General features: G+C 74.1%; 20 protein-coding genes. 8 read left to right on the top strand and 12 right to left on the bottom strand.

What is annotated here, in order from left to right:
- Positions 1-81: 81 nt before the first annotated feature.
- Positions 82-1,500 carry an ankyrin repeat domain-containing protein gene (locus ABGB06_RS13380; RefSeq protein ID WP_347588707.1) on the bottom strand — a complete coding sequence of 473 codons (1,419 nt, stop codon included), beginning with the start codon at positions 1,498-1,500 and terminating at the stop codon, positions 82-84.
- A gap of 528 nt (positions 1,501-2,028) precedes the next feature.
- On the opposite strand from ABGB06_RS13380, the gene ABGB06_RS13385 reads away from it, so the two are divergent.
- The 5 genes from ABGB06_RS13385 to ABGB06_RS13405 all read left to right on the top strand — a co-directional run bounded on the left by ABGB06_RS13385 (position 2,029) and on the right by ABGB06_RS13405 (position 9,401).
- Complete coding sequence (locus ABGB06_RS13385) at positions 2,029-3,222, top strand: transposase (protein ID WP_347588709.1); 1,194 nt, start codon at positions 2,029-2,031, stop codon at positions 3,220-3,222.
- Between the two features lie 156 nt (positions 3,223-3,378).
- On the top strand, positions 3,379-5,151 hold the full coding sequence (gene aspS, locus ABGB06_RS13390; protein WP_347589162.1) for an aspartate--tRNA ligase: 1,773 nt from the start codon (positions 3,379-3,381) through the stop codon (positions 5,149-5,151).
- Positions 5,152-5,266: 115 nt separating this feature from the next.
- Positions 5,267-5,926, top strand: a complete 660-nt coding sequence (locus tag ABGB06_RS13395; RefSeq protein ID WP_347588711.1) for a Crp/Fnr family transcriptional regulator — start codon at positions 5,267-5,269, stop codon at positions 5,924-5,926.
- 98 nt (positions 5,927-6,024) lie between these two features.
- Positions 6,025-7,134 carry a hypothetical protein gene (locus ABGB06_RS13400; RefSeq protein ID WP_347588713.1) on the top strand — a complete coding sequence of 370 codons (1,110 nt, stop codon included), beginning with the start codon at positions 6,025-6,027 and terminating at the stop codon, positions 7,132-7,134.
- Positions 7,131-9,401, top strand: a complete 2,271-nt coding sequence (locus ABGB06_RS13405; protein WP_347588714.1) for a hypothetical protein — start codon at positions 7,131-7,133, stop codon at positions 9,399-9,401. The genes ABGB06_RS13400 and ABGB06_RS13405 overlap by 4 nt, the downstream gene beginning before the upstream one ends.
- 63 nt (positions 9,402-9,464) lie before the next feature.
- On the opposite strand, the gene ABGB06_RS13410 is transcribed toward ABGB06_RS13405, so the two are convergent.
- Entirely contained in the window at positions 9,465-9,920 is a 456-nt protein-coding gene (locus ABGB06_RS13410) for a tellurite resistance TerB family protein (protein ID WP_347588716.1), read from the bottom strand.
- A gap of 151 nt (positions 9,921-10,071) precedes the next feature.
- On the opposite strand from ABGB06_RS13410, the gene ABGB06_RS13415 reads away from it, so the two are divergent.
- Together ABGB06_RS13415 and ABGB06_RS13420 are read left to right on the top strand one after the other, a co-directional pair.
- The gene (locus tag ABGB06_RS13415; protein ID WP_347588718.1) at positions 10,072-11,547 is read left to right on the top strand and encodes an MFS transporter; all 1,476 of its coding nucleotides are present in this window, start codon (positions 10,072-10,074) and stop codon (positions 11,545-11,547) included.
- Complete coding sequence (locus ABGB06_RS13420; RefSeq protein WP_347588720.1) at positions 11,510-12,121, top strand: TetR family transcriptional regulator; 612 nt, start codon at positions 11,510-11,512, stop codon at positions 12,119-12,121. Before ABGB06_RS13415 ends, ABGB06_RS13420 begins: the two co-directional genes overlap by 38 nt.
- 36 nt (positions 12,122-12,157) lie before the next feature.
- Here ABGB06_RS13420 and ABGB06_RS13425 read toward each other — a convergent pair whose 3' ends face one another.
- The 10 genes from ABGB06_RS13425 to ABGB06_RS13470 form a co-directional block, all read right to left on the bottom strand.
- Positions 12,158-13,039, bottom strand: a complete 882-nt coding sequence (locus ABGB06_RS13425; RefSeq protein WP_347588722.1) for a class I SAM-dependent methyltransferase — start codon at positions 13,037-13,039, stop codon at positions 12,158-12,160.
- A 140-nt stretch (positions 13,040-13,179) separates the two neighbouring features.
- Complete coding sequence (locus tag ABGB06_RS13430) at positions 13,180-15,219, bottom strand: ATP-binding cassette domain-containing protein (protein WP_347588724.1); 2,040 nt, start codon at positions 15,217-15,219, stop codon at positions 13,180-13,182.
- Entirely contained in the window at positions 15,216-17,714 is a 2,499-nt protein-coding gene (locus ABGB06_RS13435) for an ATP-binding cassette domain-containing protein (RefSeq protein ID WP_347588726.1), read from the bottom strand. Before ABGB06_RS13435 ends, ABGB06_RS13430 begins: the two co-directional genes overlap by 4 nt.
- Complete coding sequence (locus ABGB06_RS13440; RefSeq protein ID WP_347588728.1) at positions 17,711-18,022, bottom strand: zf-TFIIB domain-containing protein; 312 nt, start codon at positions 18,020-18,022, stop codon at positions 17,711-17,713. The genes ABGB06_RS13435 and ABGB06_RS13440 overlap by 4 nt, the downstream gene beginning before the upstream one ends.
- A gap of 80 nt (positions 18,023-18,102) precedes the next feature.
- On the bottom strand, positions 18,103-19,080 hold the full coding sequence (locus ABGB06_RS13445) for an aminoglycoside phosphotransferase family protein (protein WP_347588729.1): 978 nt from the start codon (positions 19,078-19,080) through the stop codon (positions 18,103-18,105).
- On the bottom strand, positions 19,077-20,207 hold the full coding sequence (locus tag ABGB06_RS13450) for a potassium channel family protein (protein WP_347588731.1): 1,131 nt from the start codon (positions 20,205-20,207) through the stop codon (positions 19,077-19,079). The genes ABGB06_RS13445 and ABGB06_RS13450 overlap by 4 nt, the downstream gene beginning before the upstream one ends.
- Before the next feature lie 46 nt (positions 20,208-20,253).
- The gene (locus ABGB06_RS13455; protein ID WP_347588733.1) at positions 20,254-21,630 is read right to left on the bottom strand and encodes a molybdopterin molybdotransferase MoeA; all 1,377 of its coding nucleotides are present in this window, start codon (positions 21,628-21,630) and stop codon (positions 20,254-20,256) included.
- A complete protein-coding gene (locus ABGB06_RS13460; RefSeq protein WP_347588735.1) occupies positions 21,627-22,595 on the bottom strand; it encodes an NTP transferase domain-containing protein in 969 nt (322 codons plus the stop codon). Before ABGB06_RS13460 ends, ABGB06_RS13455 begins: the two co-directional genes overlap by 4 nt.
- 31 nt (positions 22,596-22,626) lie before the next feature.
- Positions 22,627-23,016, bottom strand: a complete 390-nt coding sequence (locus ABGB06_RS13465; RefSeq protein WP_347588737.1) for a hypothetical protein — start codon at positions 23,014-23,016, stop codon at positions 22,627-22,629.
- Positions 23,013-23,294, bottom strand: coding sequence for a hypothetical protein (locus ABGB06_RS13470; RefSeq protein WP_347588738.1), 282 nt, complete (start codon positions 23,292-23,294; stop codon positions 23,013-23,015). Before ABGB06_RS13470 ends, ABGB06_RS13465 begins: the two co-directional genes overlap by 4 nt.
- 511 nt (positions 23,295-23,805) lie before the next feature.
- Between ABGB06_RS13470 and ABGB06_RS13475 the strand changes: the two genes are divergently transcribed.
- Positions 23,806-24,309 (top strand): Lrp/AsnC family transcriptional regulator, encoded by a 504-nt coding sequence (locus ABGB06_RS13475; RefSeq protein WP_347589164.1) that lies wholly within the window; start codon positions 23,806-23,808, stop codon positions 24,307-24,309.
- The last annotated feature ends 26 nt before the right edge of the window (positions 24,310-24,335 follow it).

The following is a 24,335-nucleotide window of genomic DNA, read 5'->3' on the forward strand; positions in this document are numbered from 1 at the left end:
CTGGTGGCTGGTTTGAACTGGTGGCTGGTGGCCGGTGACGGGAGCTGGTGGCGGGTCGCGTCGGCCGGCGGGGCGGGCGGGTCAGGCCGTGGCGGCGGCGAGGTCCCGGACCATGGGGTGCTCGGGGCCGAACGTCCCCGCCGCGATCTCCAGGGCGGTCCGGCCGTCGTGGCCGAGCAGGTCGGTGCGGGCGCCGGCGGCCAGCAGCGCCCGGCCGCACTCCTCGAAGCCGTGCCACATGGCGTCGTGCAGCGGCGTGTAGCCGTTGGTCGCGCCCTGGAAGTCGATGTCGACGCCGGGCGTCTCGACCAGGACGCGGGTGATGTCCGCGTGGCCGTTGTAGACCGCCTTGTGCAGCGGCACCGCGCCGAACGTGGGCTCGGTGGCGTTGACGTCGGCGCCGGCGGCGATCAGCAGCCGCACGATCTCGGTGTGGCCGTCGCGCGCGGCCACCAGCAGCGGCGTGTGCAGGTCGTTGAAGCCGTTGAGCACCGGGGACCGCTCGTCCACCTCGGCGCCGCCGGCCAGCAGCGCGCGCACCGCGTCGACGTCGCCCCGCGTCACCGCGGCCATCAGTCGCTGCCGCCTGGCCAGGTCCTCGTCGGCCTGGGTGCGGGCCTTCAGCAGCTGTTCGGCCGCGAGCAGCCGGTCCTTGCCGTGCACGTTGACGTTGAGCGCGTACTGGAAGTGCTCGCGCAGCGAGAAGCCGTAGTGGGTGGCGAGCCCCAGCCCGGCGCCCCGGTCCAGCAGGTACGCCACGATGTCCGGCCACTTGTACCAGAGCGCGTCGATCAGCGGCGTGTGCCCGGTGGTGGTCGCGACGGCGTCGACGAAGGCGCCCGCCTCGACCAGCCGGCGGACGGTGGCGAGGTCGCCGCGCTGCACGGCCTTGTGCAGGGCGGTGCCGCCGGCCCGGGCGTCGGTGGAGTGGATGTCGCCGCCGGCGGCGATCAGGGCCGCGACGATCCGGTCGGCGCCCTGTCCGGCCGCCGTCTGCAGGGTGGTGAGGCCGGTGGCCCGATCGCGGTGGTCGGGGTCGGCGCCCTGGCGCAGCAGGGTGTCCACCCGTTCGGCGTCCCCCGCGCGCACCGCGGCGAGCAGCCGGACGTCGAGGTCGGAGCGGAAGACGGACAGTTCGTCGGCGCTGTCCGTCAGCACCCGCCAGTACCGGACCAGGCCGGCGTCGTCCACGGTCAGCTGGGCCGCGTACTCGAAGCCGGCCCGCGCGCCGGTCGCGCGGTTCCTGATCGTCTGGAAGGCCACGACGAGTGCTCGCTCACCGTCCACCAACACGTCGCGCAGCGCGACGTCGACGACCTCCGCGTATTCGGCGCGCCGCCGAAAGGCCGCGGCGACCGCTTCCCTGCCACGCCACACGCCGACATCGGGCAGCACCGTGTTGTGTTCGGTGGCGGGGAACTCGAAGACGATGTCGGGCGACAGGGTGTCGAGCACGCCCTGCAGATCTCCGGTCGCCACCTCGTCGAATATTCGGTGCATGACAACGCGCGTATGCTCTGCGGTGTTCATGGGGCCTCCGTGCGCTTTCCTGGCAGATTTCTCATGATTGCTTCTCGCATGCGGCCGGGGTCGGTTCCGGACCATCGATCACGAGTAAAGCCACGGCGCGGGGTGGAGCACAGCGATCGGCGCAGACCCGCGAATTCTTGTGCAACTTGACGGAGTAGCGACGGCGGCCGGGGGGTACCTCACATCCCGGCCACGGACCTGGTCGGACCGGTGACGCGGCCGCCGGACGCCGCCGCGGACCCGCCGGCCACCGGTCCCCGCCTGTTAACGGCAGGATAAGTACTGGACCGTCATGCGGTTTTTTCCGCCTTCGTGGCGGGACTCGACTCGTCCGCCGCCCAAAAACACCGTACCGACAGTCGGAATCGGGAACTTTTTCGCTAGGTCACCGCAGCGGAACAAGTTCCGCAACTACGTTAGGTTCGGCTTGCCCCTCGCCCAGCGACGTGGTGAAACATGAGCCTGGACCACGACCAGGCGAGCACCAAGGAGCGACCGATGCTTGCGAATGATATCGTCCCCATTGGTATCCGAGATTCACTTTCCTCCTATGCCGGCAGCGTCTTCTCGGCCATCCCGCGGGCCGACCAACGGCGCTGGGCCGAGGTGTATCTCAGAGGGCTGCTTTCCGTGGAGGGAAAGAAGTCGGTCAGGAAGATCGCGGAGAGCATACTCGCCATGCCCGCGCATCAGTCGCTCCAGCAGTTCATCAACCAGAGCCCCTGGCGCTGGGCGCCGGTGCGGGCGACGCTGGCCCACCACGTGCAGGCCGCCGCCCCGGCCCGTGCCTGGGTGCTCAGCCGCGTCGTCATCCCCAAGCGGGGCGACCGTTCCGTGGGGGTGGAGCGGCAGTTCCTGCCCGAGGCCGGACGCATGGTGAACTGCCAGATCGGGCTGGCAGTCTCCCTGGTCACCGACCTCACCAGCGTCCCGGTGAACTGGCGCATCCTGCTGCCGAAGAGCTCCGGCGCCCCGCACGTCAGGAAGTCCGCGCACATCCCCGACCATGTGCAGACGCGTCCCGAGTGGCGCGAGTCGGCCGGCATGGTCCGGGAGATGGCCGGCCGCTGGGGCCTGCCGTCGGCGCCCGTGGTGGGTGGCATCCGCTACCTGCGCCAGGCCAACGAGTTGGTCGCCGACCTCGCGGCGCGCGACATCCCGTTCGTCCTGGAGGTGGGCGAGTCGCTCCGGGTGATGGGCAGGCCGCACCACGTGCCCGCGCACCGGCACACCAGCTTCGCCCGCCGCTCCCTGGAGACCGTGCTGACGGCGCGCGACCTCTTACACTCCCTGACCGGCCAGCACCACCGGCACCAGGCCCCGGCGGCGGTGGCCTCGATCTCGACCGCGATGAAACGATCCTTCGTGCGGTCCTCCCGGACGAAGATCCCGGTGGCCAACGGGTCGGCCAGGCCGGCCCGGCTGATCACCGAACTGCCGCCGAACGGCGGGCCGCCGCGGTTCTGGATCACCAACCTCATGGAGCACCGGATCGACGAGCTGATGTCGCTGGCCCGGCTGGAGCTGCGGGCCCGCGAGGACATGCAGGCCCTGGAACGGGACTTCGGCCTGCGCGACTTCGAGGGACGCTCGTTCCGCGGCTGGCACCACCACATGACCATGGTCTCCGCCGCGTACGTCTACGCGAACGTGGGCGCGGAGCGCCTCCCGGAGTGCGCCCGCTGTTCCTGAGAGCCCGAACGACCCACGGCACCCCCGGACGCCTTTCCGACCGCTTTGCCCATTATCAAACTCTTTGTTCTGGCTGATGGGAGCAGGTGGCGGGGCGAACCCGGGACGGTAGTCTGAGGGTCTTCCCGAACCGTTGACGACATGGGTGATCGAACGATGCACCGGTACCGGTCCCACACCTGCGGCGAGCTGCGTTCCTCGGACATCGACACCGATGTCCGGCTTTCCGGTTGGCTGCACAATCGCCGGAACCTGGGCGGCATTCTCTTCGTCGACCTCCGCGACCACCACGGCATCACCCAGCTCGTGGTGCACCCGGAGACGGAGGCCGCGCAGGCCCTCGGCGAGCGGCTCGGCTCGCTGGCCAAGGAGACCGTGCTGCGGGTGGACGGACGGGTGGTGAGCCGCGGCGGGGAGAACGTCAACCCGGAGCTGCCGACCGGCGAGATCGACGTCGAGGTGCGGGAGATCGAGGTGCTCGGCGGCGCCGAGCAGATCCCGTTCACCATCAACGCCGACGACGGGGTCAACGAGGAGCGGCGCCTGGAGTACCGCTTCCTCGACCTGCGCCGGGAGCGCATGCACCGCAACATCATGCTGCGCTCGTCGGTGATCTCGGCGATCCGCTCGAAGATGACCGGGCTCGGCTTCACCGAGCTGGCCACGCCGATCCTCTCGGCCACCTCGCCCGAGGGCGCCAGGGACTTCCTGGTGCCCTCCCGGCTGCACCCGGGCACCTTCTACGCGCTGCCGCAGGCGCCGCAGCAGTTCAAGCAGCTGCTGATGATCGCCGGCTTCGACCGGTACTTCCAGATCGCGCCCTGCTTCCGCGACGAGGACGCCCGCGCCGACCGCTCGCCCGGCGAGTTCTACCAGCTCGACATGGAGATGAGCTTCGTCGAGCAGGAGGACGTGTTCGGCGTCATCGAGCGGGTGATGACCGAGCTGTTCGAGGAGTTCGGCGACGGACGGCACGTCACCTCGCCGTTCCCCCGCATCCCCTTCCGGGAGGCGATGCTCAGGTACGGCTCGGACAAGCCCGACCTGCGCACCTCGCTGGAGCTGGTGGACGTCTCCGAGGTGTTCGCCGGCTCCGGCTTCCGCGCCTTCGCCGACCGGCACGTGCGGGCCCTGGCGGTGCCGGACACCGCCGGGCAGCCGCGGCGGTTCTTCGACGAGATGGGCGACTTCGCCACCGGGCTCGGCGCCAAGGGCCTCGCCTGGGTGCGGGTCGGCGAGGGCGGCACGCTGACCGGGCCGATCGCCAAGTTCCTCTCCGAGGAGAACGTCAAGGCGCTGTTGGACGCGGTGCGGGCCGAGCCGGGCACGGCGATCTTCTTCGGCGCCGGCGAGTTCGACGAGGTGTCGCGGATCATGGGCCCGGTGCGGGTCGAGGCGGCGCGGCGCACCGGCCACTTCGAGGAGAACGTCTTCCGCTTCTGCTGGATCGTCGACTTCCCGATGTTCGAGCGGAACGAGGACACCGGCGCGATCGAGTTCTCGCACAACCCCTTCTCCATGCCGCAGGGCGGCCTCGCCGCGCTGGAGGAGAAGGACCCGCTCGACGTGCTGGCCTGGCAGTACGACATCGTCTGCAACGGCGTGGAGCTGTCGTCCGGCGCCATCAGGAACCACGAGCCGGACATCATGTACCGGGCGTTCGAGATCGCCGGGTACTCGCGGGAGGACGTGGAGCGCGAGTTCGGCGGGATGCTCCGGGCGTTCCGCTTCGGCGCCCCGCCGCACGGCGGCATCGCGCCGGGCATCGACCGCATCGTGATGCTGCTGGCCGACGAGCCCAACATCCGGGAGACCATCGCCTTCCCGCTCAACGGCAACGCCCAGGACCTGCTGATGGGCGCGCCCAGCGCGGTGGAGGAGGCCCGGCTGCGGGAGCTCCACCTGGCGATCCGCAAGAAGGACCAGTGACCCGAGTCGGAGCTTGATACCGATTGGGAGACGTCTCCCGGCACCACCCCCGGGCCCGGTTTAGCCTCGTGCGGCGGACGGTAGTTCTGCTGCGCGGCCGGGCCCGGAGGCATGTGTGACCAGACAGACCCCCTTCACCCCCCACGAACTGGCGCTGCTCCGGGACAGCGGGCACGCCCGGACGTGGGAGCGGGGGGACGTGCTGATGTTCGAGGGCGACCGGGCGGACGACGTCGTGCTGATCACGGACGGCCTGGTCCGGATCACCAAGGACTCGGAGAACGGCTACACCAGCGTGCTGGCCGTGCGCGGCCCCGACGACCTGCTCGGCGAGCTGTCCTGCCTGGACGGCGGCCGCCGCTCGGCGACCGCCACCGCGACCAGTCCGGTGGACGGGGTGACGATCAGCGCCGACCGCTTCCGCGCCCTGCTCGCCGAGCACGGCGGCCTGGCGCTCGCGGTGCTGCGCGGCGTCACGGCCCGGCTGCGCGACTCCGACATGATCCGCGCGGAGCACGGCGCGTATCCCTCGGGCGTGCGGGTGGCCCGGGCGCTGGTGGCCCTGGCCCGCCGGCACGGCGTCCCCTCCGCCGAACCGCCGGGCGCGGTGGTCGTCCTCACCAACCAGCGCGAACTGGCCGGGGCCGCGGGCACCTCCCGCGAGTCGGTGGCGCGGGCGCTGCGCGCCATGCACCGCGACGGCCTGATCGTCCCCGGCCGCGGCCGCACCCTGGTCACCGACCCCGCGGGACTCGGCGGCTGGAACGGCGAGTAGCCGGTCGTACAACCATTTGGCCGTCTGTGTCATCTGACGCTTTATCCGCAGGAACCTTCCGATAGGCAGGTTTTACGCGCGAAGAGGGGAAGATGCACATGGCAGGCAAGTCTCAGTACTACGAGATCGTCGTGGTCGATATCAAGGGCTTCGGCAGCCGGTCGAACCCGGTGCAGTCCTGGTTGCGCGACCGGCTGTACGAGCTGCTGGAGAACGCGCTGGCGGCGACCGGCATCGACCACCGGGCCGGCCCGCCGCCGACCGACCGCGGCGACGGGATGTTCTGGCTGCTGCCGGGCTCGGTGCCGAAGACCGATCTGACGGGTCCCTTCGTCCACCACCTGTACACCGGGCTGCGGGCGCTGGCCGCCACCAGCAACGCCCGGGCCGAGATGCGGTTACGCGTCGCGCTGCACGCGGGCGAGGTGGCGTGGGACGAGCGCGGCTGGGTGGGGGCCGACCTGAACACCGCCTGCCGGATGGTCGACCTGCCGGTGCTGCGGGAGACGCTGGAGGCGGCCGGGGACGCGCCGTTGGCGCTGGCCGTCTCCGACGCCTGGTACCGCGGCGTGATCCAGCACGACTACCCGGAGATCGACCCGGCGGACTTCCGCCCGGTGCGCTTCGACGCCAAGGAGATCAGGAACGCCACGGCCTGGGTGCGGGTGCCGGGCCGCTCCTGGCCGACGGACCGGGGCCCCGACGGCCCGGGAGGCACGGGAGACACGGCCAGCGACGCGGACGCCGGCGCCGGCCGCTCGTCCGACGACGCCCCGCGCGACGAGGCCCGGGGTCACGCCGGCGGGCGCGGGCGCGAGCAGCGGGGAGACCGCGGCGGCGGCGACACGTTCAGCTTCACCACCGGACCCGGGGCCCACGACTTCCAGCAGATGGGCAACAACTACGGCGACACGCACCTGGGCGGCGCCCGGCCCGCGGCACCGCTCGATCCGGAGGTGCGCCGGCTGCTCGACGACGTGCGCGCGGCGCTCAAGGAGGCGCGGAACCAGCGGCGGATCGACCTCGACACCTACCGGGACGCCACGGAGGAGCTCGACCTGGCCGACGAGAACGCCGACGCCGCCGACTCGGGCTCCCGGGGGCGCTTCCTGACCGCGCTGCGGCGGTGCCGCGACGTCCTCACCCCGGTCGGCGAGCTGTCGGCGCTGGTCGGAAGCGTCATCGCGCTGGTGAGGGGGAAGCAATGAGCCCACGTTCGGCGCAGGGTTTCCGGCCGCCCCCGCGCGGCGACGACGCCACCCGTTTCACCACCGGGTCCGGTGCCCACGACTTCCAGCAGATCGCCCGGATGTACGGCGACATCCACAACCACAGCCACGCCGGGGCGCCGCCCGAGGAGCTGTACCGGCAGGGCCTCGACCTGCTCCACCGCGAACAGCCGGAGGCCGCCCACCAGCTCATCTCCGACGCGGTGTCGCGCGGCCACGTGAGCGCGGAGTCCCTCTACTACCTGATGCTCAGCCTCGTGCGCCGGCGCGCGGTGGACGAGCTGACCGGGAGCGAGCTGCGCCAGATCCGCGAGATCGGCCGCCGGATCCGCGCCTACCCCGACGACGCGTACCGCGAGGCCGGGGGCGCGATCCTGGCGCTGCTGCGCGGCGCGTTCGGGCTGGTCCCCGAGCAGCCGGACGAGACGGCGACGCGCGGCGCGCGCTCGCCCCTCAACGCCGAGCTGGTGCTCAAGGATCTGCCCGCGCCGCGGCGCGACGAGATCACCAACCACCTGCGCGGCATCATCTCCGGCGCCGAACAGGACCGGCTCGACCACGAGGAGGAGCAGGAGATCCGCGAGAAGCGGATGAGCGACGACCGCGAGGAGCGGGTGCCGCTCTTCTTCATGCACGATCCGGAGCCGCCCGAGCCGCTGCGGCCCGCGCCGCCGCGCTTCGGCCTGGCCGGCCCGGCCTGGTTCGCGCTCGCCGCGGTGGCCTGCGTCGCCGGCCTCGTCTCGCTGGCGCGGCTCGCCGTGCTCGGCGACGTGGCGGCCGCGGTGCCCGGGCTGCTCCTCGTGGTCGCCGGCGCCGGCGCCGCGCTGCGCTACGGCCTGGACGCGGCCTGGCGGCTGTGGCGGCTGGCCGAGGAGGAGGACCGCCGGACCCGGAGCGTGCCGGCCACCCGCCGGGCGGGCGCCGCGCGGCTCTACGCGGGCGGCCTGCTCCCGCCGGCGCAGACCCAGGCGTTCCACGACGAGATCTACGCCATCGTGCGGGGGCGCTTCGACGAGCAGCTGGAGGCGCACGAGGACCTGGCGACGTGGCGGCAGGAGAGCGAGATCGTCCGGCAGAACCTGGCGGCCGAGCTTACCGACCTGTACGCGCGGCAGGACAGGCGAACCGACGCGTGGACGCTCGACTGGCTGGTGCAGCACCACGCGGCGGCCACGGCGGGTGCCTGGCGCAGGGGCGCCCTGCGGACCAGCGACGCGGCGCTGCGAACGCCGTTCACCGGGTGGGCGGCGTTCGCCGGCGGCGCGGTGGCGCTGCTCGCGGGCGTCGCGCTGACGTTGGCGGCGGCGGCCGGGGAGAGCGCGGGCCTCGCGTTCGGATCCGTGCTGCTGCTTTGCGCGGGCGGCTACTTCGGGGTGCGCAGGGGCTTCGGGCTCTACGCGGAACGCCGGCGGTTCGCCGCCGACAGCGAGGAGTTCGCCCGCCGGCACGAGGAGGAGCTGCGGGTCTACGAGTGGTGGCGGGACTATCTCGCCAGCCGGCGCCCGACGGACAGCGAGATGGCCCGCTGGCTCGACTACGACCTGCGTCATCTGCGGCGTCGGGCGATCCTGCACTACGACCTGCGGAACAGCGACATCGAGGCCGCGTTCTTCGTCCTGGAGGCCGCGCCCGGCTGCCTGCGGGCCCGGGTGCGGGGCCGGCCTCAGCGCTACTCGGACTACGTCGTGCGGCTGTTCCTGCTGACCTCGGGCGGCTTCCGGCTGCGGGTCTGGTCGCTCGACTTCTTCACGGCGCGCGACGAGGGCAGGTCGCGGCAGAGCTTCCGCTACGACGTGATCGGCACGGCCCACCTCGACGAGGAGAGCGTCCCCGAACGGCTGCGGATCACGCTGACCAACCGGCAGCAGATCGACGTGCGGGTCGAGTGCTACGGGCGGTCCCGCGGCGGCGAGGCCAGGCGGCTGCCGGACGACCTGGACGCGGAACAGCTCAGGGAGCTGGCGCTGACGTCCTCCGGCATCTCCCGGGCCCGGGACATCCTGGAGGGCGTGGCGGCCGAGGGGCGCGCCTGGTTCGACCAGCAACGGGCCCGGAACCGCGAGCGGTTCCGCGAGGTGCTCGACGGCCCCGGCGGCTTCACCGACGACCTTCCTGACGACACTTCTCACGACCTCCCCGACGACATCGGCTCGGACGCCGAGGACCTCGGGGCCCCAGGGAACGCAGGGGACTCCGGGAACGCAGAGGGCTCCGGGAACCCGGGGGAGGCCGGGAAGGAGAGCTGAGCCGGCGGCGCGCTCCGCCCGTCGTGAGGGGAGCGGGCGGCGCGCGCCGGTGGGCTCAGCCGCTCACACGTCGAACTCGGTCGGCGGGATGTCCAGCGCGAAGCACACCTCGCGCACCACCCGGCGCTCGTTGGCGTCGAAGTTCCCGTCGGCGCCGCCGATGATGATGCCGATCTGCACCACCGCCCGCGCCTCCGTGGGCTTCTTCTTCGTCTTGCCGATGTCCTGCATGACCCCGACCTTGCCGAACTCGAAGTCCGCCGTCAGCTGGTCGACGTACTTGTTGAACCGCTGGCGCAGGTCGTCGGCGGGGAAGTTCTGCAGGACCTCGTTGGTGGCGATCAGTGACGCCACCCGCTGCCGCTCGGACGCGTCCACCGACCCGTCCGCCGCCGCCACCAGCGCGCACATGGCCATGCTCGCGTCCCGGAAGGCGCCACTCTTCAGCTCGGTCTTCTTCTGGTTGAGCTGTCCCTGCATCAGCCGAGTGGAGTCCTTGATCCGGTCCCACAGCGCCATCGAAAGTCACCTCTGCTCATCGTCATCGCGTGTACGTAGCGTCAACGATTCCCCACCCGTCCCAGGTTCCACGACTGCCCACGCCGTCCGCCACGACCACCCGCTACGCTGGGGGGTAAACATCTGTGCACCCCGACTGGTCTGGAGCGTTGTGTCAGGAACCAGAGCGGCGCCCGAGCGGGCCGCCACGCGCCCGCGGCTCGTCGTCGGGGTGCTGGCGTTCTGCGGCGTGGTGGTCGCCGTCATGCAGACGCTCGTGGTGCCGCTGCTGCCGCACGTGCCCGAGCTCACCGGCAGCACCCCGACCGCGGCCAGCTGGCTGATCACCATCACCCTGCTGTCCGGCGCGGTCTGCACCCCGGTGCTGGGGCGGCTCGGCGACATGTACGGGAAGCGTCGGGTGCTGCTGGCCTCGCTCGGGGTGCTGGTCGCCGGTTCGGTGCTGTGCGCCGCCAGCTCGCACATCGGCGTGCTCATCGCCGGCCGCGCCTGCCAGGGCGCGGCCCTGGCCGTGGTGCCGCTGGGCATCAGCATCCTGCGGGACGAGCTGGACCCGGCGCGGATGCTGCCCGCCGTCGCGCTGATGAGCTCCACCCTCGGCATCGGGGCGGCCGTCGGGCTGCCGGCCGCCGCCCTGGTCGTGGAGTACTCCGACTGGCACACGATGTTCTGGGTGTCCGCCGGCCTCGGGCTGCTCGACATCGTGCTGGTGCTGTGCTTCGTGCCCGAATCGCCGCTGCGCTCGCCCGGCCGGTTCGACGTGCTCGGCGCGGCCGGCCTGTCGGCGGGCCTGGTGGCCCTGCTGCTCGCGGTCACCCAGGGCGGCGACTGGGGGTGGGCGTCGGGCCGCACGCTGGGGCTGCTCGCCGGATGCGCGGTGATCTGGCCGCTCTGGGGGTGGTACGAGCTGCGGGTCCGGGCGCCCATGATGGACCTGCGGGTCTCCGCCCGCCCCGCGGTGCTGCTGACGAACGTCGCGGCCCTGCTGATCGGCTTCGCGTTCTACGCGAACTCGCTGGTCACCGCCCAGCTGGTGCAGGAGCCGACGAGCACCGGCTACGGGCTCGGCGCCTCGCTCGTGGTCAGCAGCCTGTGCCTGCTGCCCGGCGGCCTGGCGATGGTGGCGCTCTCCCCGGTGTCCGCGCGGATCTCGGCGGCGTTCGGCCCGAAGGTCACCCTGGCGGTGGCGGCGGGCTGCATGGCCGTCGGTTACGGCGTGCGCTACTTCACCAGCCACGCGCTGTGGTCGATCATCGTCGGCGCCACGGTGGTCGCCGCGGGCACCGCCATCGCCTACTCGGCGCTGCCGGCGCTCGTGATGCGCGCGGTGCCGGCTTGCGCGACCGCCTCGGCGAACGGGCTCAACACGCTGATGCGCTCGATCGGCCAGGCCTGCTGCAGCGCGGTGGTGGCGGCGGTGCTGTCCGGGCTCACCGTCCGGGTCGACGGGCGGACCGTGCCGACGTTCCACGCCTACCTGCTGCTCTTCCTCGTCGCGGCCGGCGCCGCGCTGCTCGCCCTGGCCGTTACGCTGTGCCTGCCGGGCCACGCGGCGCCCGCGCGTCCACGCTTCCTCGGGAGAGCGGCTGATGCAGACCCCCGGCCACGAGCCGGCCGCCGCCCCTGACGCGGAGTCCGCCGCGGAGTCCGCCGCGGAGTCCGACGCGGGCGGCGGGCGGGACGCCATCGTGCGGGCGGCGCGGCGCGCGTTCGCCCTCCGGCCCTACGCCGAGGTGACGCTGCGCGGCATCGCCGCGGACGCCGGCGTCAGCGCGTCGCTCATCGTGAAGTACTTCGGCGGCAAGGAGCCGCTGTTCAACTCCGTGGCGGACTTCGGCCCGGCCGCCGACGCGCTGTTCGCCGCGCCGCCCGAGGCGCTCGGCCGGCACCTGGTGCTGACCCTGGTGCGCGCCCGCCGGGCCCGGCGCACCGACCCGCTGCTGCGGGTGGTGTTCTCGCTGGGCAACCGCGACGAGCGGACCCTGCTGCGCGAGCGGTTCCGGGAGCAGGTCACCGCCCGGCTGGCCGCCCTGCTGGAGGGCCCCGAGGCGGAGCTGCGCGCCGAACTGGTCACCGGCCAGCTGCTGGGCCTCGGCGCGACCCTCAGCCTGCACCGCCCCGACGGCGCCGGGGACCGGGCCACCCCCGAGCGCATCGCCGACCTCTACGCCCCCGGCATCCAGCGCCTGATCACCGGCTGATCACCGACCGCCCCGGCGCCGGCCCCGTATTTCGGGTCAGGAGGTCGGCCGCTCCTCGGCGGCCGGCGCCTCGCTGCCCGCGTCCCCCTCGGCGGCGTCGGCGTCGGCGACCTGTTCGTCCCGCCCCTCGGCCCGGCTGACCCGGATCTTGGACTGGCCGTGCGGAAGGCTCTCCCAGTCCTCCATGAAGCGGGCCCGCAGCCCGTGGCGTTCGGCCAGTGCGACGAGCGTCTCGGTGCGGTAGTAGAAGTCCTCCTTGAGCACGTGGTGCTCCGCGCCCTCGGTCCGGTCGAAGGTGAAGTCGAAGTGGCCCCCGGGCGCCAGGATCCGGCCGACGTGTGCCAGGCACTCGTCGATGATCTCGACCGGCGAGTGCGAGAAGACGCTGTGCGCGTGCACCACGTCGAAATGGCCGCTGGGCAGGAAGTCCAGGGTGAGGTCCTTCGTGATCGTCAGATGCGGCAGCTTGTCCTGGAGGCCGTAGGTCACCACGGTCTGCTTGGCGCTGATCAGGATGTCCGGCGAGATGTCGATGCCGTAGTAGTGGCCAGGGTCGAGATAGTCGATGAAACGCCAGCCCGCGCGGAGGTTGCCGCAGCCGATGTCGAGCATCCGGTGCTCGGGGCGCAGCCCGTGGCTCTTCAGGTAGTCGAACTGCATCCGGCCCAGCGCCAGCCAGCGCTCCTGGCTGCGGCTGCCGACCGCCGCCTGCGGGTTCCGCGCGGCGTCCGAGGCCATGACCGCCCGGTAGTACGCCACGTGGTCCCGGTGCCGCAGCCGGAGCCAGGCGTCCCGGCCGCTGCGACGCAGATGCGGGGCGACGCGGCCGGGGTGCCGGAGCGCGTAGCCGATCTTGTGGACGAGCCGGGAGCGGTTGACGGACAGCCGGCGGCCCGTGCGGACCTTCTGCGACGGCATGACAACTCCGAGTGATCGTGCGGTACGGGGATAACTGCGCAGCTTGGTGCACTTAGGGAGCAAACGCAACCATCCGGAGCACGAACCGGTGAGCTCCGTCGCGAGGTTGACGGATCACCCTGGAGGACTACGCGTGCGTGCTACGCGTACTGGTCCGCCTGGAGCCGGTAGAGCTCCGCGTAGAGGCCGTCCGCCGCCATCAGCTCCGCGTGGCTGCCGGACTCGGCGATCCGGCTGCCCGACATCACCAGGATGAGATCGGCCATCCGCACCGTGGAGAAACGGTGGCTGACCAGCACGGTCACCGCGCCGGTCCGCCGCGCGTGGCGGTGCGCGCCGGCCGCGTACCGCTCGAAGAGGCGGTGCTCGGCCTCGGCGTCCAGCGCCGCGGTGGGCTCGTCGAGCACCAGCAGCAGCGGCGTCTCGCGCATCATCGCCCGCCCCAGCGCGAGCTTCTGCCACTGGCCGCCGGAGAGCTCGACGCCGTCCGGCTGGCTCAGGCCGAGCGGGGTCAGCAGGCCCCGGGGCAGCCGCCGCGTCACGTCGGCGGCCCCGGCCCGGTCCAACGCGGCGGCGACCGCCGCCGCGTCCGCCAGCCGCGGCAGATCGCCGACGCCGACCGTCTCGCGGGCCAGCAGTTCGAACCGGGAGAAGTCCTGGAAACCGGCGGCGATCCGCTCCCGCCACCGGTCCGCCGGGAGGCTCCGCAGGTCCACGCCGTCCAGCTCGATCGCCCCCGCGGTCGGCTCGTAGAACCGGCACAGCAGCTTGACCAGCGTCGACTTCCCCGCGCCGTTCTCCCCGACGACCGCCACGGTGGCACCGGCCGGCAGCCACAGGTCCACGCCGCACAGCACGTCGGGCTTGCCGCCCGGGTAGCGGAACGAGACGCCGCGCAGCCGGATGCCGTCCGTCAACCGCACCGGCACGGAGGCGCTTGCCGCGCCCAACCCGACCCCCGCGCCGGCCCCGGCCACCGGGTCCAGCCCGGTCCAGGCCGGAGCGATCGGCGCTGACGCGTCGGAGACCGGAGCGTCCGGAGCCGGACCGGCAGGCGTCAGCGCGTCCCGAGCCGGACCGGCGGGGGCCGACGCGTCCGGACCGGTCGAAGCCGGCATGTCCGCAGCCGGAGCAGTCGGCGCCAGCCTGTCCGCAGCCGGGCCGGCCGGCGTCGGCGCAGCCGGGGTCAGCTCTGTCGGCGCCGGATCGGAGACCAGGGTGCGGGTCCAGTGGAGTTCGGTCATGGTGCGGGCCAGTCGCTGGTGTTCCTGGAGCAGCGTGACCGCGCCGGTCACCTGCCCGTTCACCTGTGCGGCGAGCACCACCACCAGCACCACCTCGCCGACCGGCCGCTGCCCCGCCACCGCCTCCCGCAGCACCAGCAGGGTGCCCGCCAGATAGCAGAGCGCGAACACCAGCTGCCCGCCCGCCCGCAGCAGCATCGCCCGCACCTCGCCGCCCCACAGCCGGCGGGTCGCGGCCCGCCAGTGCCGCTCGTGCCGGGACACGATCAGGTCCCGCAGACCGAGCACCCGCAGCTCCTTGGCCGTGGCCGCGTTCCGCGCCAGATCGAACATGTGCTGCGCCGCCCGGGTGTCCGCCGCGGCCGCCACCCGGCGGGCGCCGATGAGCGACTCGGCGTACCGGCCGGCCAGGATCGGCGGCACGGCGGCGAGTGGCAGGAGCAGGAGCCACGGGTCGAGGCGGGCCAGCAGCATCGCCGTCAGCGTCACGGCGCAGCCCAGCGTGAGGGTGCCGAGCAACGCGCGAACGCCGGCGTTGCCGATCCGGTTCAGCTCCTGGCGCAGCACGGCGATCCGGTCGGCGTACTCGGGGCGTTCGTGGTGCGCCAGGCCCACCGAGCCGTTGGACAGCGCGATGACCTCCCGGTCCAGGTGTAGGAAGGCCTTGTCGCCCAGCTCGAAGTAGAGGACGTGCGCGAAGTGCTCGCCGGTGAGCGCGGCGATGGCGAGCAGCGCGACGACGGCGCCCAGGGCCCCGGCCCGGTCGGCGTCCCCGGCGACGGCCGCGTCGGTGAGGGCACCCAACGCGGGGGCGGTGAGCGGCAGCGCGGCGGCCTCGGCCAGCATCAGGGCGAGTGCCCCGAGCAGGCGCGGCCGGTCGTTGACCCAGCAGATCCGGGTCAGCTCGACGACGGCCCGCGCCGCGCCACCGGTCATCTCAGCTCTCTCCCGTGTTCTCTCGGGTCGGACGGTTCGGCCGCGGCGGTGGGCGGCGCGAAGCGCCGCTCCTCCGGCTCGCCCTCCGCGGTCAGCCCGGCGGCGAACCGCTCGGCCTGGAGCCGGAAGAGCCGCGCGTAGTGGCCGCCGGACGCCAGCAGCCCCGCGTGGTCGCCGAGTTCCACCACCCGCCCGCCGTCGAGCACGGCGATCCGGTCGGCCCGGCGGACGCTGGAGAAGCGGTGGCTGATCAGCACGGCCGTCACGCCCCGGGTGAGCGCCACGAAGGAGTCAAAGAACGCGGCCTCCGCGCGGACGTCGAGCGCCGCGGTCGGCTCGTCGAGGATCAGCAGCCGGGCGCCGGCGTCCAGCGCGTACAGCGAGCGGGCGATGGCCACCCGCTGCCACTGTCCGCCGGACAGCTCGGCGCCGCCCCGGTGCGCCCGGCTCAGCACGGTGTCCAGGCCGTGCGGCAGCCGCTCCAGGACGTCGAGCACACCGGCCCGGGCGGCGGCGGCGCGCACCGCGTCCCGGTCGGGCGGCAGGTGGGCGGCGCCGCAGGCGATGTTCTCCGCGGCGGTCAGCTCGTAGCGCACGAAGTCCTGGAAGACGACGCTGACCTGGCGGCGCCAGCCGTCCACGGCGAGGTCCCGCAGGTCGGTGCCGTCCACGGTGATCCGGCCGGCGGTCGGCTCGTAGAGCCGGGTGAGCAGCTTGACCAGGGTGGTCTTCCCCGCGCCGTTCACCCCGACCACGGCGGTGCAGCGCCCGGCGGGCAACACGAGGTCGAGCCCGTCCAACACGGCGGGCCTCCCGCCCGGATACCGGAACCCCACCCCCGCCAGCGCGACGTCCACGCCCCTGGCCTTGCCGGCCCCTCCGGCCAGCCCCGCGGCACCCGCCCCACGGCTCGACACGGCCGTGCCGCCCGACGCGGCTGGTCCACCCAACTCGGCGGCGACGCGCTGCGCTGGCACCCGACCCGACCCGACAAGCGCCCCCGCCGGCCCCGCACCCTCGACAGGAACCGAGGGCTCGGCGGGCGCCGCACGCTCGACAGGGGTCGCGGGCTCGACGGGGCCCGCGCCCTCGACAGGAACCGCAAGCTCGGCCGGGCCCGCGCCCTCGACAGGAGCCGCACGCTCGGCAAGGGCCGCTCGCTCCGCGGGCGCCGCACGCTCGACGGGGGCCGCGGGCTCGGCGGGGCCCGCGCCCTCGACAGGAACCGCAAGCTCGGCCGGGCCCGCGCCCTCGACAGGAGCCGCACGCTCGGCAAGGGCCGCTCGCTCCGCGGGCGCCGCACGCTCGACGGGGGCCGCGGGCTCGGCGGGGCGGCGCGGCGCCATCGTGGTGCTGGGGGCGGTGGACGGGGCCGGCCCGACGGAAGCGACCGCCGTCGGGGGTCCCGCCGGCAAGGCGCCCGCGCTCGCGAGTTCGGCCGCGACGACCTTCGACTCGAACGTGTCGAGCGCCTCCCAGGCCCGCATGCCCATCGAGGTCTGGAGATCGGCCTCGGCGTAGAAGCCGCCCATCGCGATGGCCGCCGTGGCGGCCTGTAACCCCAGCGCCAGCCCGGTCAACGAGACCTCGCCGCGGGCCGCGTCGACGCCGAGGGAGACGAAGACGACCGTGGCGGCGGCTAGGCCGAGCACCGTGTATCCCAGGTAGGGCAGCAGGAAGATCCGGCGGCGCACCCGGGCCACCCCCCGCTGGACCACCCCGAAGCTCTCCGCGTACCGCTCGCTCATCCAGTCGGTCAGGCCGTAGACCCGCAGCTCCTTGGCGTGCGTGGCGCCCTGGGCGACGTCCCTGAGGTGGTGGCTGCGGCGCAGCTCCGCGCCCCACCGGCCGAAGCGACGGGCGAAGACCCGCTGGCCGCCGCGCTGGCCGGTGCGGAAGACGAGCACCGCGAGGCTGAGCGCCGCGGCGGCCGGCCAGGAGGCGACGACGCCGAGCAGCACGACGAGCCCGGCCAGCCGCAGGTACCTGGCGACCAGCGCGAGCATCCCGGCACATGCGGTGCCGGGCGTGAAGGTGCGGCCCTGGAACCACTGGCTCGCCTCGTCGAGGGCGTCGAGCGCGGCGGGGTCCTCCAGGGGCGCGATACCGGGGCTGCGCAGCGAGGTGGCGATCAACCGGGCCTGCAACCAGCCGTCCACCCGGCGGCTGAGCAGCTCACCGAGCGCCGCCTGGACGGGCGCCAGCAGCGTCTGGCCGACGAACAGGGCCGCCGCGAGCAGCAGGGCGCGGAGCAGCGCGTACCAGGCGGGTGAGCCGGTGCCCGCCTCGACGGCGTCCGGCACCCGGCCGACCACGGTGCTGGTGGCCAGCACGAACCCGATCGGCAGCAGCCCGAGCAGGACGTTGACCAGCAGCAGGAGGGCGACGAGGCCGCGGCCGCCGACGGGGACGTGTCGGATGACCCGCACCCGCGCGACCACGGCCTCGCGCCACCAGCGACGCGCTGGGGTCCCGGCTAAGCCGGGCAGGTTCACGACGAGAAGAAGAGCCCGGAGAGCCCGCCCTTACGCCGGTGCGGGTAGTGGCCACCGTGGTGGCCGCCGTAGTGGCCGCCGTGCTGCTGCGGGGCGCCCCAGCCGGGACCCTGCTGCTGCGGAGGCGGCGGGGGCGGGGCGGCGGCCGCGGCGCCGGGCGGCGGGCCGGCGAACTGCGACTCCATCCGGCTGATGGCCTCCAGCTCCCCGTAGTCCAGGAAGATGCCACGGCAGCCGCTGCACTGCTCGATCTGAACGCCGCTCCGGCTGAACGTGTGCATCGGCGCATGGCACTTGGGACACTGCATGGTCGGCTCCACCCCTCAAGGTCGAAAAGGTCCGTCAGGTTGTCCGACGGACGCGTCTTCCCGGCAACGTGCCAGCCACCCTAAACGCTCCCGGCTCCCGAGGACCGGGCTATGCGGGCACAGGCGTCGACGAACGCCTCCTCGTCGGGCGCGAGCCCCTTCCCGGCGCGGTCGGCGCGGAGCACGGCGCGGCAGGCGAAATGGGCGGTCAGCGCGCGGGCGGGGGCGTCCAGGCGCGGCCACGGATCCGGCTCGTCGGGCCCGGGGCCCCGGCCGTACTCGGGCCGGTAGCCGGCCAGCAGCCGGTGCCAGTACACGGGCGCCAGCAGGCCGGCCGCGTACCAGGCGGCGGGGCGCGCCAGGTCCCAGGCGGGGTCGCCGAGCCCGAGGTCGTCGACGTCGATCAGCAGCCAGCCGCCGTGCGGACCCGGGCGCCGGACCAGCTGTCCGAGGTGCAGGTCGCCGTGGCACAGCACGGCGGGGCCCGGCGGGGGCGTCTCGCCGCGGCACCAGGCCGGCAGTCCGGCCCAGACCCGCTCGACGGCCCGGCGGGCGGCGGCGTGGCCCGCCACCCGGCGCATCCGGGCGACGGCCCGGGCGGTGCGGTCGGGGCCGCCCATCGCCGGCAGGTCGCGGCGGGGGGTGGCGAGCGCCTCGGTGTCCACGGCGTGCAGGGCGGCCAGCAGCCGGCCCGCGACCTCCCAGGGCACGGCGTCGGGATCGCTGGCGGGATCGACCGGGACGCCGTACGGCCAGACCGTCGCGGCCCGCCCGTCGGGCAGCGCGGCGAGGGTTCCGGGCGGCGCCGGGGGCAGCAGCAGGCCGGCCAGCGCGGGGTCCCCGGCGAGCGCGACCCGGGTGGCGAGCGCCCGTTCGTCGGTGCCGGGGGCGTGCGCCTTCGCCACGACGTCCCCGACCCGCACCACCGTCACCCCCGCACGCTCCACGAGCACCACCGGCTCCGCCGGACGGTGGGCGAGGCCGGCCGGCAGGCCGGCGGTCGCGGCGAGACGCACCAGCGCGGCCGTCGCGTCCCCGCCCGGCAGGGGCCCGTTCATCTCCTGGGGATACGCCAGGAGCCCGGGCCGCGGTCGGGCCTGGTCGGGGGTTTGGCCTTGGCGGCCATGCGACGCTCCTCCTCCTCGCCGATGTGGTGGATCACCACCACCCGGTCGGTGAGCTCCAGGGTCGCCGCGTCGGGATCGTCGAACGGCAGCAGCCGGTGCCCGCGTATCACCGAGACCACCAGATCGTCGCACTCACGGGGCGAACGGCCCGCCTCGGCCTTGGTGACCGGCCGCTCGCGCACGCTGAGCCCCTTGCCCTGGTGGATCAGGTCCTCCATCACCGCGCCACTGTTCGGGCTGATCATGGACAGGCCGAGCAGCCGGCCGACGGCGCTGGCGCTGGTGATCACCGAGTCCGCGCCGGACTGCCGGAGCAGCGGCACGTTCTCCTCCTCGCGCACGGAGGCCACGATCCGCACGCTGCTGCTGAGCTGTCGCACGGTCAGCGCGACCAGGACCGCGGTGTCGTCCCGCTGGGTGGAGATCACCACCTGCCTGGCCCGGTCGGTCCTGGCCCGCATCAGGACGCTGCTGCGGGTCGCGTCGCCGACGACGCCCGCGTAGCCCTCGGCGTTGGCCAGCTCGACGACCTGGGAGCTCGGGTCGACGACGACGATCTGGTCCTGGGTCAGTCCCGTGGTCATCAGCGTCTCCGCCGCGGACCGGCCCTTGGTGCCGAAGCCGACGATGACGGTGTGGTCGCGCAAGGTGTTCCTCCAGTGGGCGAGCCGCCACTGCTCGCGGGTGCGCTCGGTGAGCACCTCCAGTGTCGTGCCGACCAGGATGATCAGGAAGAGGACCCGGAGCGGGGTGATGAGGAAGGTGGTGATCAGCCGGGCGACGTCGGACTCGGGCACCACGTCGCCGTAGCCGGTGGTGGAGAGCGAGACGGTGACGTAGTAGAGGGCGTCGGTGAAGCCGACCTCGTCGTCCGCGTTGTCGTGGTAGCCGCCGCGGTCGACGTAGACGAGGACGACGGCGGTGGCCAGCACGCCGAGCGCCATGGCCAGCCGCCGGAGCACCTGGATCAGCGGCCCGGCGACGTAGCGGGGGAGGCTGATGCCGTGGATCCGGTCGTCCCGGGCGGAGCGGGCGGCGTTCGTCGATGTGCGTCTCATGCCGGTGTGGGTGAGGGCTCCGGGACGGCTGGGGGCGGCTGGGGACTTACCGGGGGAGGTCGAGCAGCCGGATCTGGACACCGGCCTCGGCCCCGCCGGGTGGGATGACGGCGAGGGCGGCGGCGGAAGCGATGCCGCGCAGCATGGCCGGGCCAGCGTAACTCAGCGGGCGCGCGTCGGACCCGGCCGGGCAGTCGACGGGCACCAGCCGGGTGTCGCTCGGATGCCCGCGCACCGCGGTGGTCAGCTCGGCCCGCCGGGTGTCCGGCTCGGCCCGGCCGGACAGCGCCCGGAGCAGCGGCGCGGCCAGGGTCAGCAGCGCGGAGACGGCGGCCAGCGGGTTCCCCGGAAGGCCGACCAGGGGAACGCCGTCGGGGGTGCGGGCCAGCACCATCGGGTGTCCCGGGCGCACGGCCACGCCGCGGACCAGCACCGGCGCGCCCAGCCTGCGGAGCACGGGGCGCAGATGGTCGACGGGCCCCGACGCGGTGGACCCGGTGGTGACGATGAGCTCGGCCCGGCTGGTGCTGATCGCCTCGTGCAGCGCGTCGGCGTCGTCACCGAGCCGGCGGGTCACCAGCACCCGGGCGCCGAGCGCGGTGAGCCACGGTCCGGTCATCGGGCCGAGCGCGTCGCGGATCCGGCCGTCGTGCGGCAGGCCCTGGTACAGCAGCTCGTCGCCGAGCACCAGCACCTCGGCCCGGGGCCGCGGATGCACGGCCAGCCCGTCGTACCCGGCCGCGGCGGCCAGGCCGAGGACGGCGGGGGTGATCGGGGCGCCGGAGTCGAGCAGCGTGGTGCCGGAGCGGCACTCCTGGCCGCGCGGCCGGATGTCCGCGCCGGGCCCGGGGGTGGCGCCGCGCAGCTGTCCCGGGGCCACGGGCGAGTTGGTCAGCACGGAGCCGCGCTCGGCGCGGAGCACGGCCGTGGTGCCCTCGGGGATCCGGGCGCCGGTCGCGATCGGCACGGCCTGCCCGTCGGTCAGCGGCACGGCGCGGCCCACCCCGGCCAGCACCCGGGGGCGGCCGGTCAGCCGCCAGGGTCCGGGGCCGGCCACGGCCCAGCCGTCCATCGCCGAGGTGTCGAAGGCCGGCAGGTCGGTGAGTGCGGTGAGCGGGGCGGCCAGGGTGGCGCCGAGCGTCTCGTCCAGCGGCAGCGTGCGCGGCGGCAGCGGCCGCCCGGCGCGGTACGCGGCGGCGCGCGCCGCGTCCCAGTCGGGCGATCTGAGCTGCGGGGTGTCCTCGGACTCCCAGGGATCGCCGCCGTCGCCGGGCTCCGCCGGCGGCTCCGGGGTCCTGTCCCGCGCCGTCCCCGCGGCGCTGGTGGGGCGCGCGGCGGCCGGGCCCGCCGCGGAGCCGGCGACGGCCGGCTCGTTGGCGAGGGCCAGCGCGTCGTCGAAGTCGTCCGCGAGGTCGCCGCTCACGTCGCCGGCTCCTCCCGCTCCGGCTCCGGCCGCCGTTCCTGTCCGTCTTCCTGTTTCCCTTCCTGCTTTCCCTTTTTCCCTTCCCGCGGTCGCTGCTCCTGGGACCAGCGTTCGGCGAGCGCGGCGATCGCCCTGGCCGCCTCCGCCGGACTCGTCCCCGACGAGCCCGCCGCGTAGCCGATGAGGAAGGTGGTCAGCGGGGCGGCCGGGCGGGCGACGCCGTGCGCGGCGTCGCGGGCCGCGTCGAGCAGCGCCGTGGTGTCCACGTCGAGGTCGGGGTCGATGCGCAGTTCGGCCTTGGCCGCCGCGATCCATTCGTCCAACACCCTCCCATCGTCCCTGATCCTGGCCCGGGCCACGGCGATGTCCGACCAGGTGTCGCAGTCGAGGTCGACGGCGTCGGTGTCCAGGCGGTGCAGCGCGAGCCGGGGCAGCAGCAGCCGCAGCGGCAGCCCGGCCAGGCCGCCGTGCTCCTCGGCCAGCGCGTCGAGCGCGCGGCGCAGCGGTGCCGCGCGGTATCCGGCGGTCAGCGGCTGGTCGCGGCCCTCGGCGTCCCGCAACAGGACGCCGTCCGAGCCGGATGGCACGGCCAGCAGCCGGCCGAGGGTGCCGGAGCTGAGGAAGGGCAGGTCGGCGGCGAGCACCGCGACCAGCGGCCGGGTGGTGTGCCGCAGCCCGGCGTCGAGCGCGGCCAGCGGCCCGCCGCCCGGCGGGTCCTCGCGGGCCCAGACGACGGGCCGGACGGTGCGCCGCCGCGGCCCGACCACGACGGTCGTCCCGGCCCCGGCGCAGGCGGCGAGCACCCGGTCGAGGAGCGACCGGCCACCGATCCGGACGGCAGGCTTGTCGGTCCCGCCGAGCCGCCGCGCGGCCCCGCCGGCGAGCACCAGGGCGTCGCACGGCGGCAGGGGCGCCAGGGCGGGGCCGGACGACGCTGGATCGGAGGGTGCGGGGTGGCTGGTCATCGGTCCTCGGAAAACGGCATGGGGTCCCTGATCAGGGCAGCGACTCGGTGACGATGCTGGAGTCGATCTTGCGGTAGGCGGACCCGCTGCGGGTGAGCACCGGCAGGCCGGTGGTGAGCCCGACGTGCGCCGCGTGTGCCGTGGCGATGTCCACGTCGCGGTCCCCGGCTATCTGGGCCACGGCCCAGCAGCTGAGCTCGTCGAGGGGGCGGAAGACGAAGCTGGGCGCCGCGAACGCCTCCTCGATGCGCTGCCTGACCTCGCCGATGACCGTCTCGGTGAGCCCCTGGGCGAGGCAGACGCCCGGCACGTACAACGGCTGCGCGGAGCGGGTGGAGACGTGGATCCGGGCGGCGAGGTAGACGCTCCCGTGGGCCAGGGAGCGGACGGCCGTGTGGTCCAGGATGTATCCGCCGCTCACGCGGCGGACCCCGCGCGCGACGCGTCGCCGGCGGAGCGTCCGTCCATCTCCTCGGCCCAGGCCAGCGCCCGCTCCCACTCCTCGTCGGGGGCCTCGGACCTGGCCCGGCCGACCAACCAGTCGACGGCGCGGCGGGAGCGCTCGATCTCGGCGATGCGGCGGGCCGCCGCCTCGTCGAGCCAGCCGGACACGGAGTCGGCCTGGCCCTGTGCCACGAGCCGCTCGATCTCGCCATAGCGCTCGGGATCGAGACTGATGGTGATCTTCTTCTTGGCCATACCGGCACCCTACTTCGGTGTGACCGGAGCGCGTAAGGGGCGCGTGGTGGCGCGCGCGGATGGCCGGTTGAACAGACGCCCGGTGGACAACTGTCCCGATTTCGCGTGACATGAGTGCGGAGCGTCCAGGAGGGAGCGCGCCGGAGGGGAGCCCCAGCCGATGCCGGACAGGTCAGGCGCGCGCGAAGCGCGGGAGGAAGCGCGGGAAGAAACACGAGAAGAAACGCGGGAAAGTGCGCGGGAAAGAGCGCGGGAGACCCGCGACATACCGAGCCCGCGGAGCCCGCGGGCCGCGCGGGTCCCACCGGACGCGCGGAGCGCCCGGGACATCCCGAACACCAGGGACGCCGGGAACGCGCGGGGCGCGCCGGAGGCGCACGGGCCGCCGGGCCCCGGCGACGCCGCGGCGGGCTGCGACGGCGGAGACGTCGGCGAGGGTGACGAGGCCGGCGAGGGTGACGAGGCCGGCGAGGGTGGCGAGGGCGGCGAGGGCGGCGACGGCCGGGACGGCATCTTCCCGCGCGATCCGCAGGCCACCAGGGACCGGCCGAGCCGGCCGCTGGACTCCATCGATCTGGCCATCCTGCGGCTGCTGCGGGTGGACGGCCGGGCCTCGATCCGCTCGGTCGCCGAGCAGGTGCACATCTCCCGGGCGAACGCGTACTCACGGATCAGCCGCCTGCTGGACGAGGGCGTGATCCGCGGCTTCTCCGCCCGGATCGACCACGAGCGGGCCGGGCAGGGCGCCGCCGCGTACATCGCGCTGCGCATCGTTCAGGACAGTTGGCGCAGCGTCAGGGAGAAGCTGGAGCGGCTGCCGGGTGCCGCGCACATCGCCCTGGTCGGCGGCGAGATCGACGTGCTGTTACTCGTTCACACGGCGGACTACCGGGCGCTGCGCGACCTGGTGCTGGGCCGCATCCAGCCGATGCCCGAGGTGCTCAGCACCCGCACGCTCCTGGTGTTCGAGGAGTCGGACCCCCAACCGGGGCCGCTCACCGCCCCGGACCGATGAGTTTCCGCCCGCCCCCGGGTCGGACC

The sequence above is a fragment of the Streptomyces sp. B6B3 genome (genome assembly GCF_039871525.1).
GTDB lineage: Bacteria > Actinomycetota > Actinomycetes > Streptomycetales > Streptomycetaceae > Streptomyces.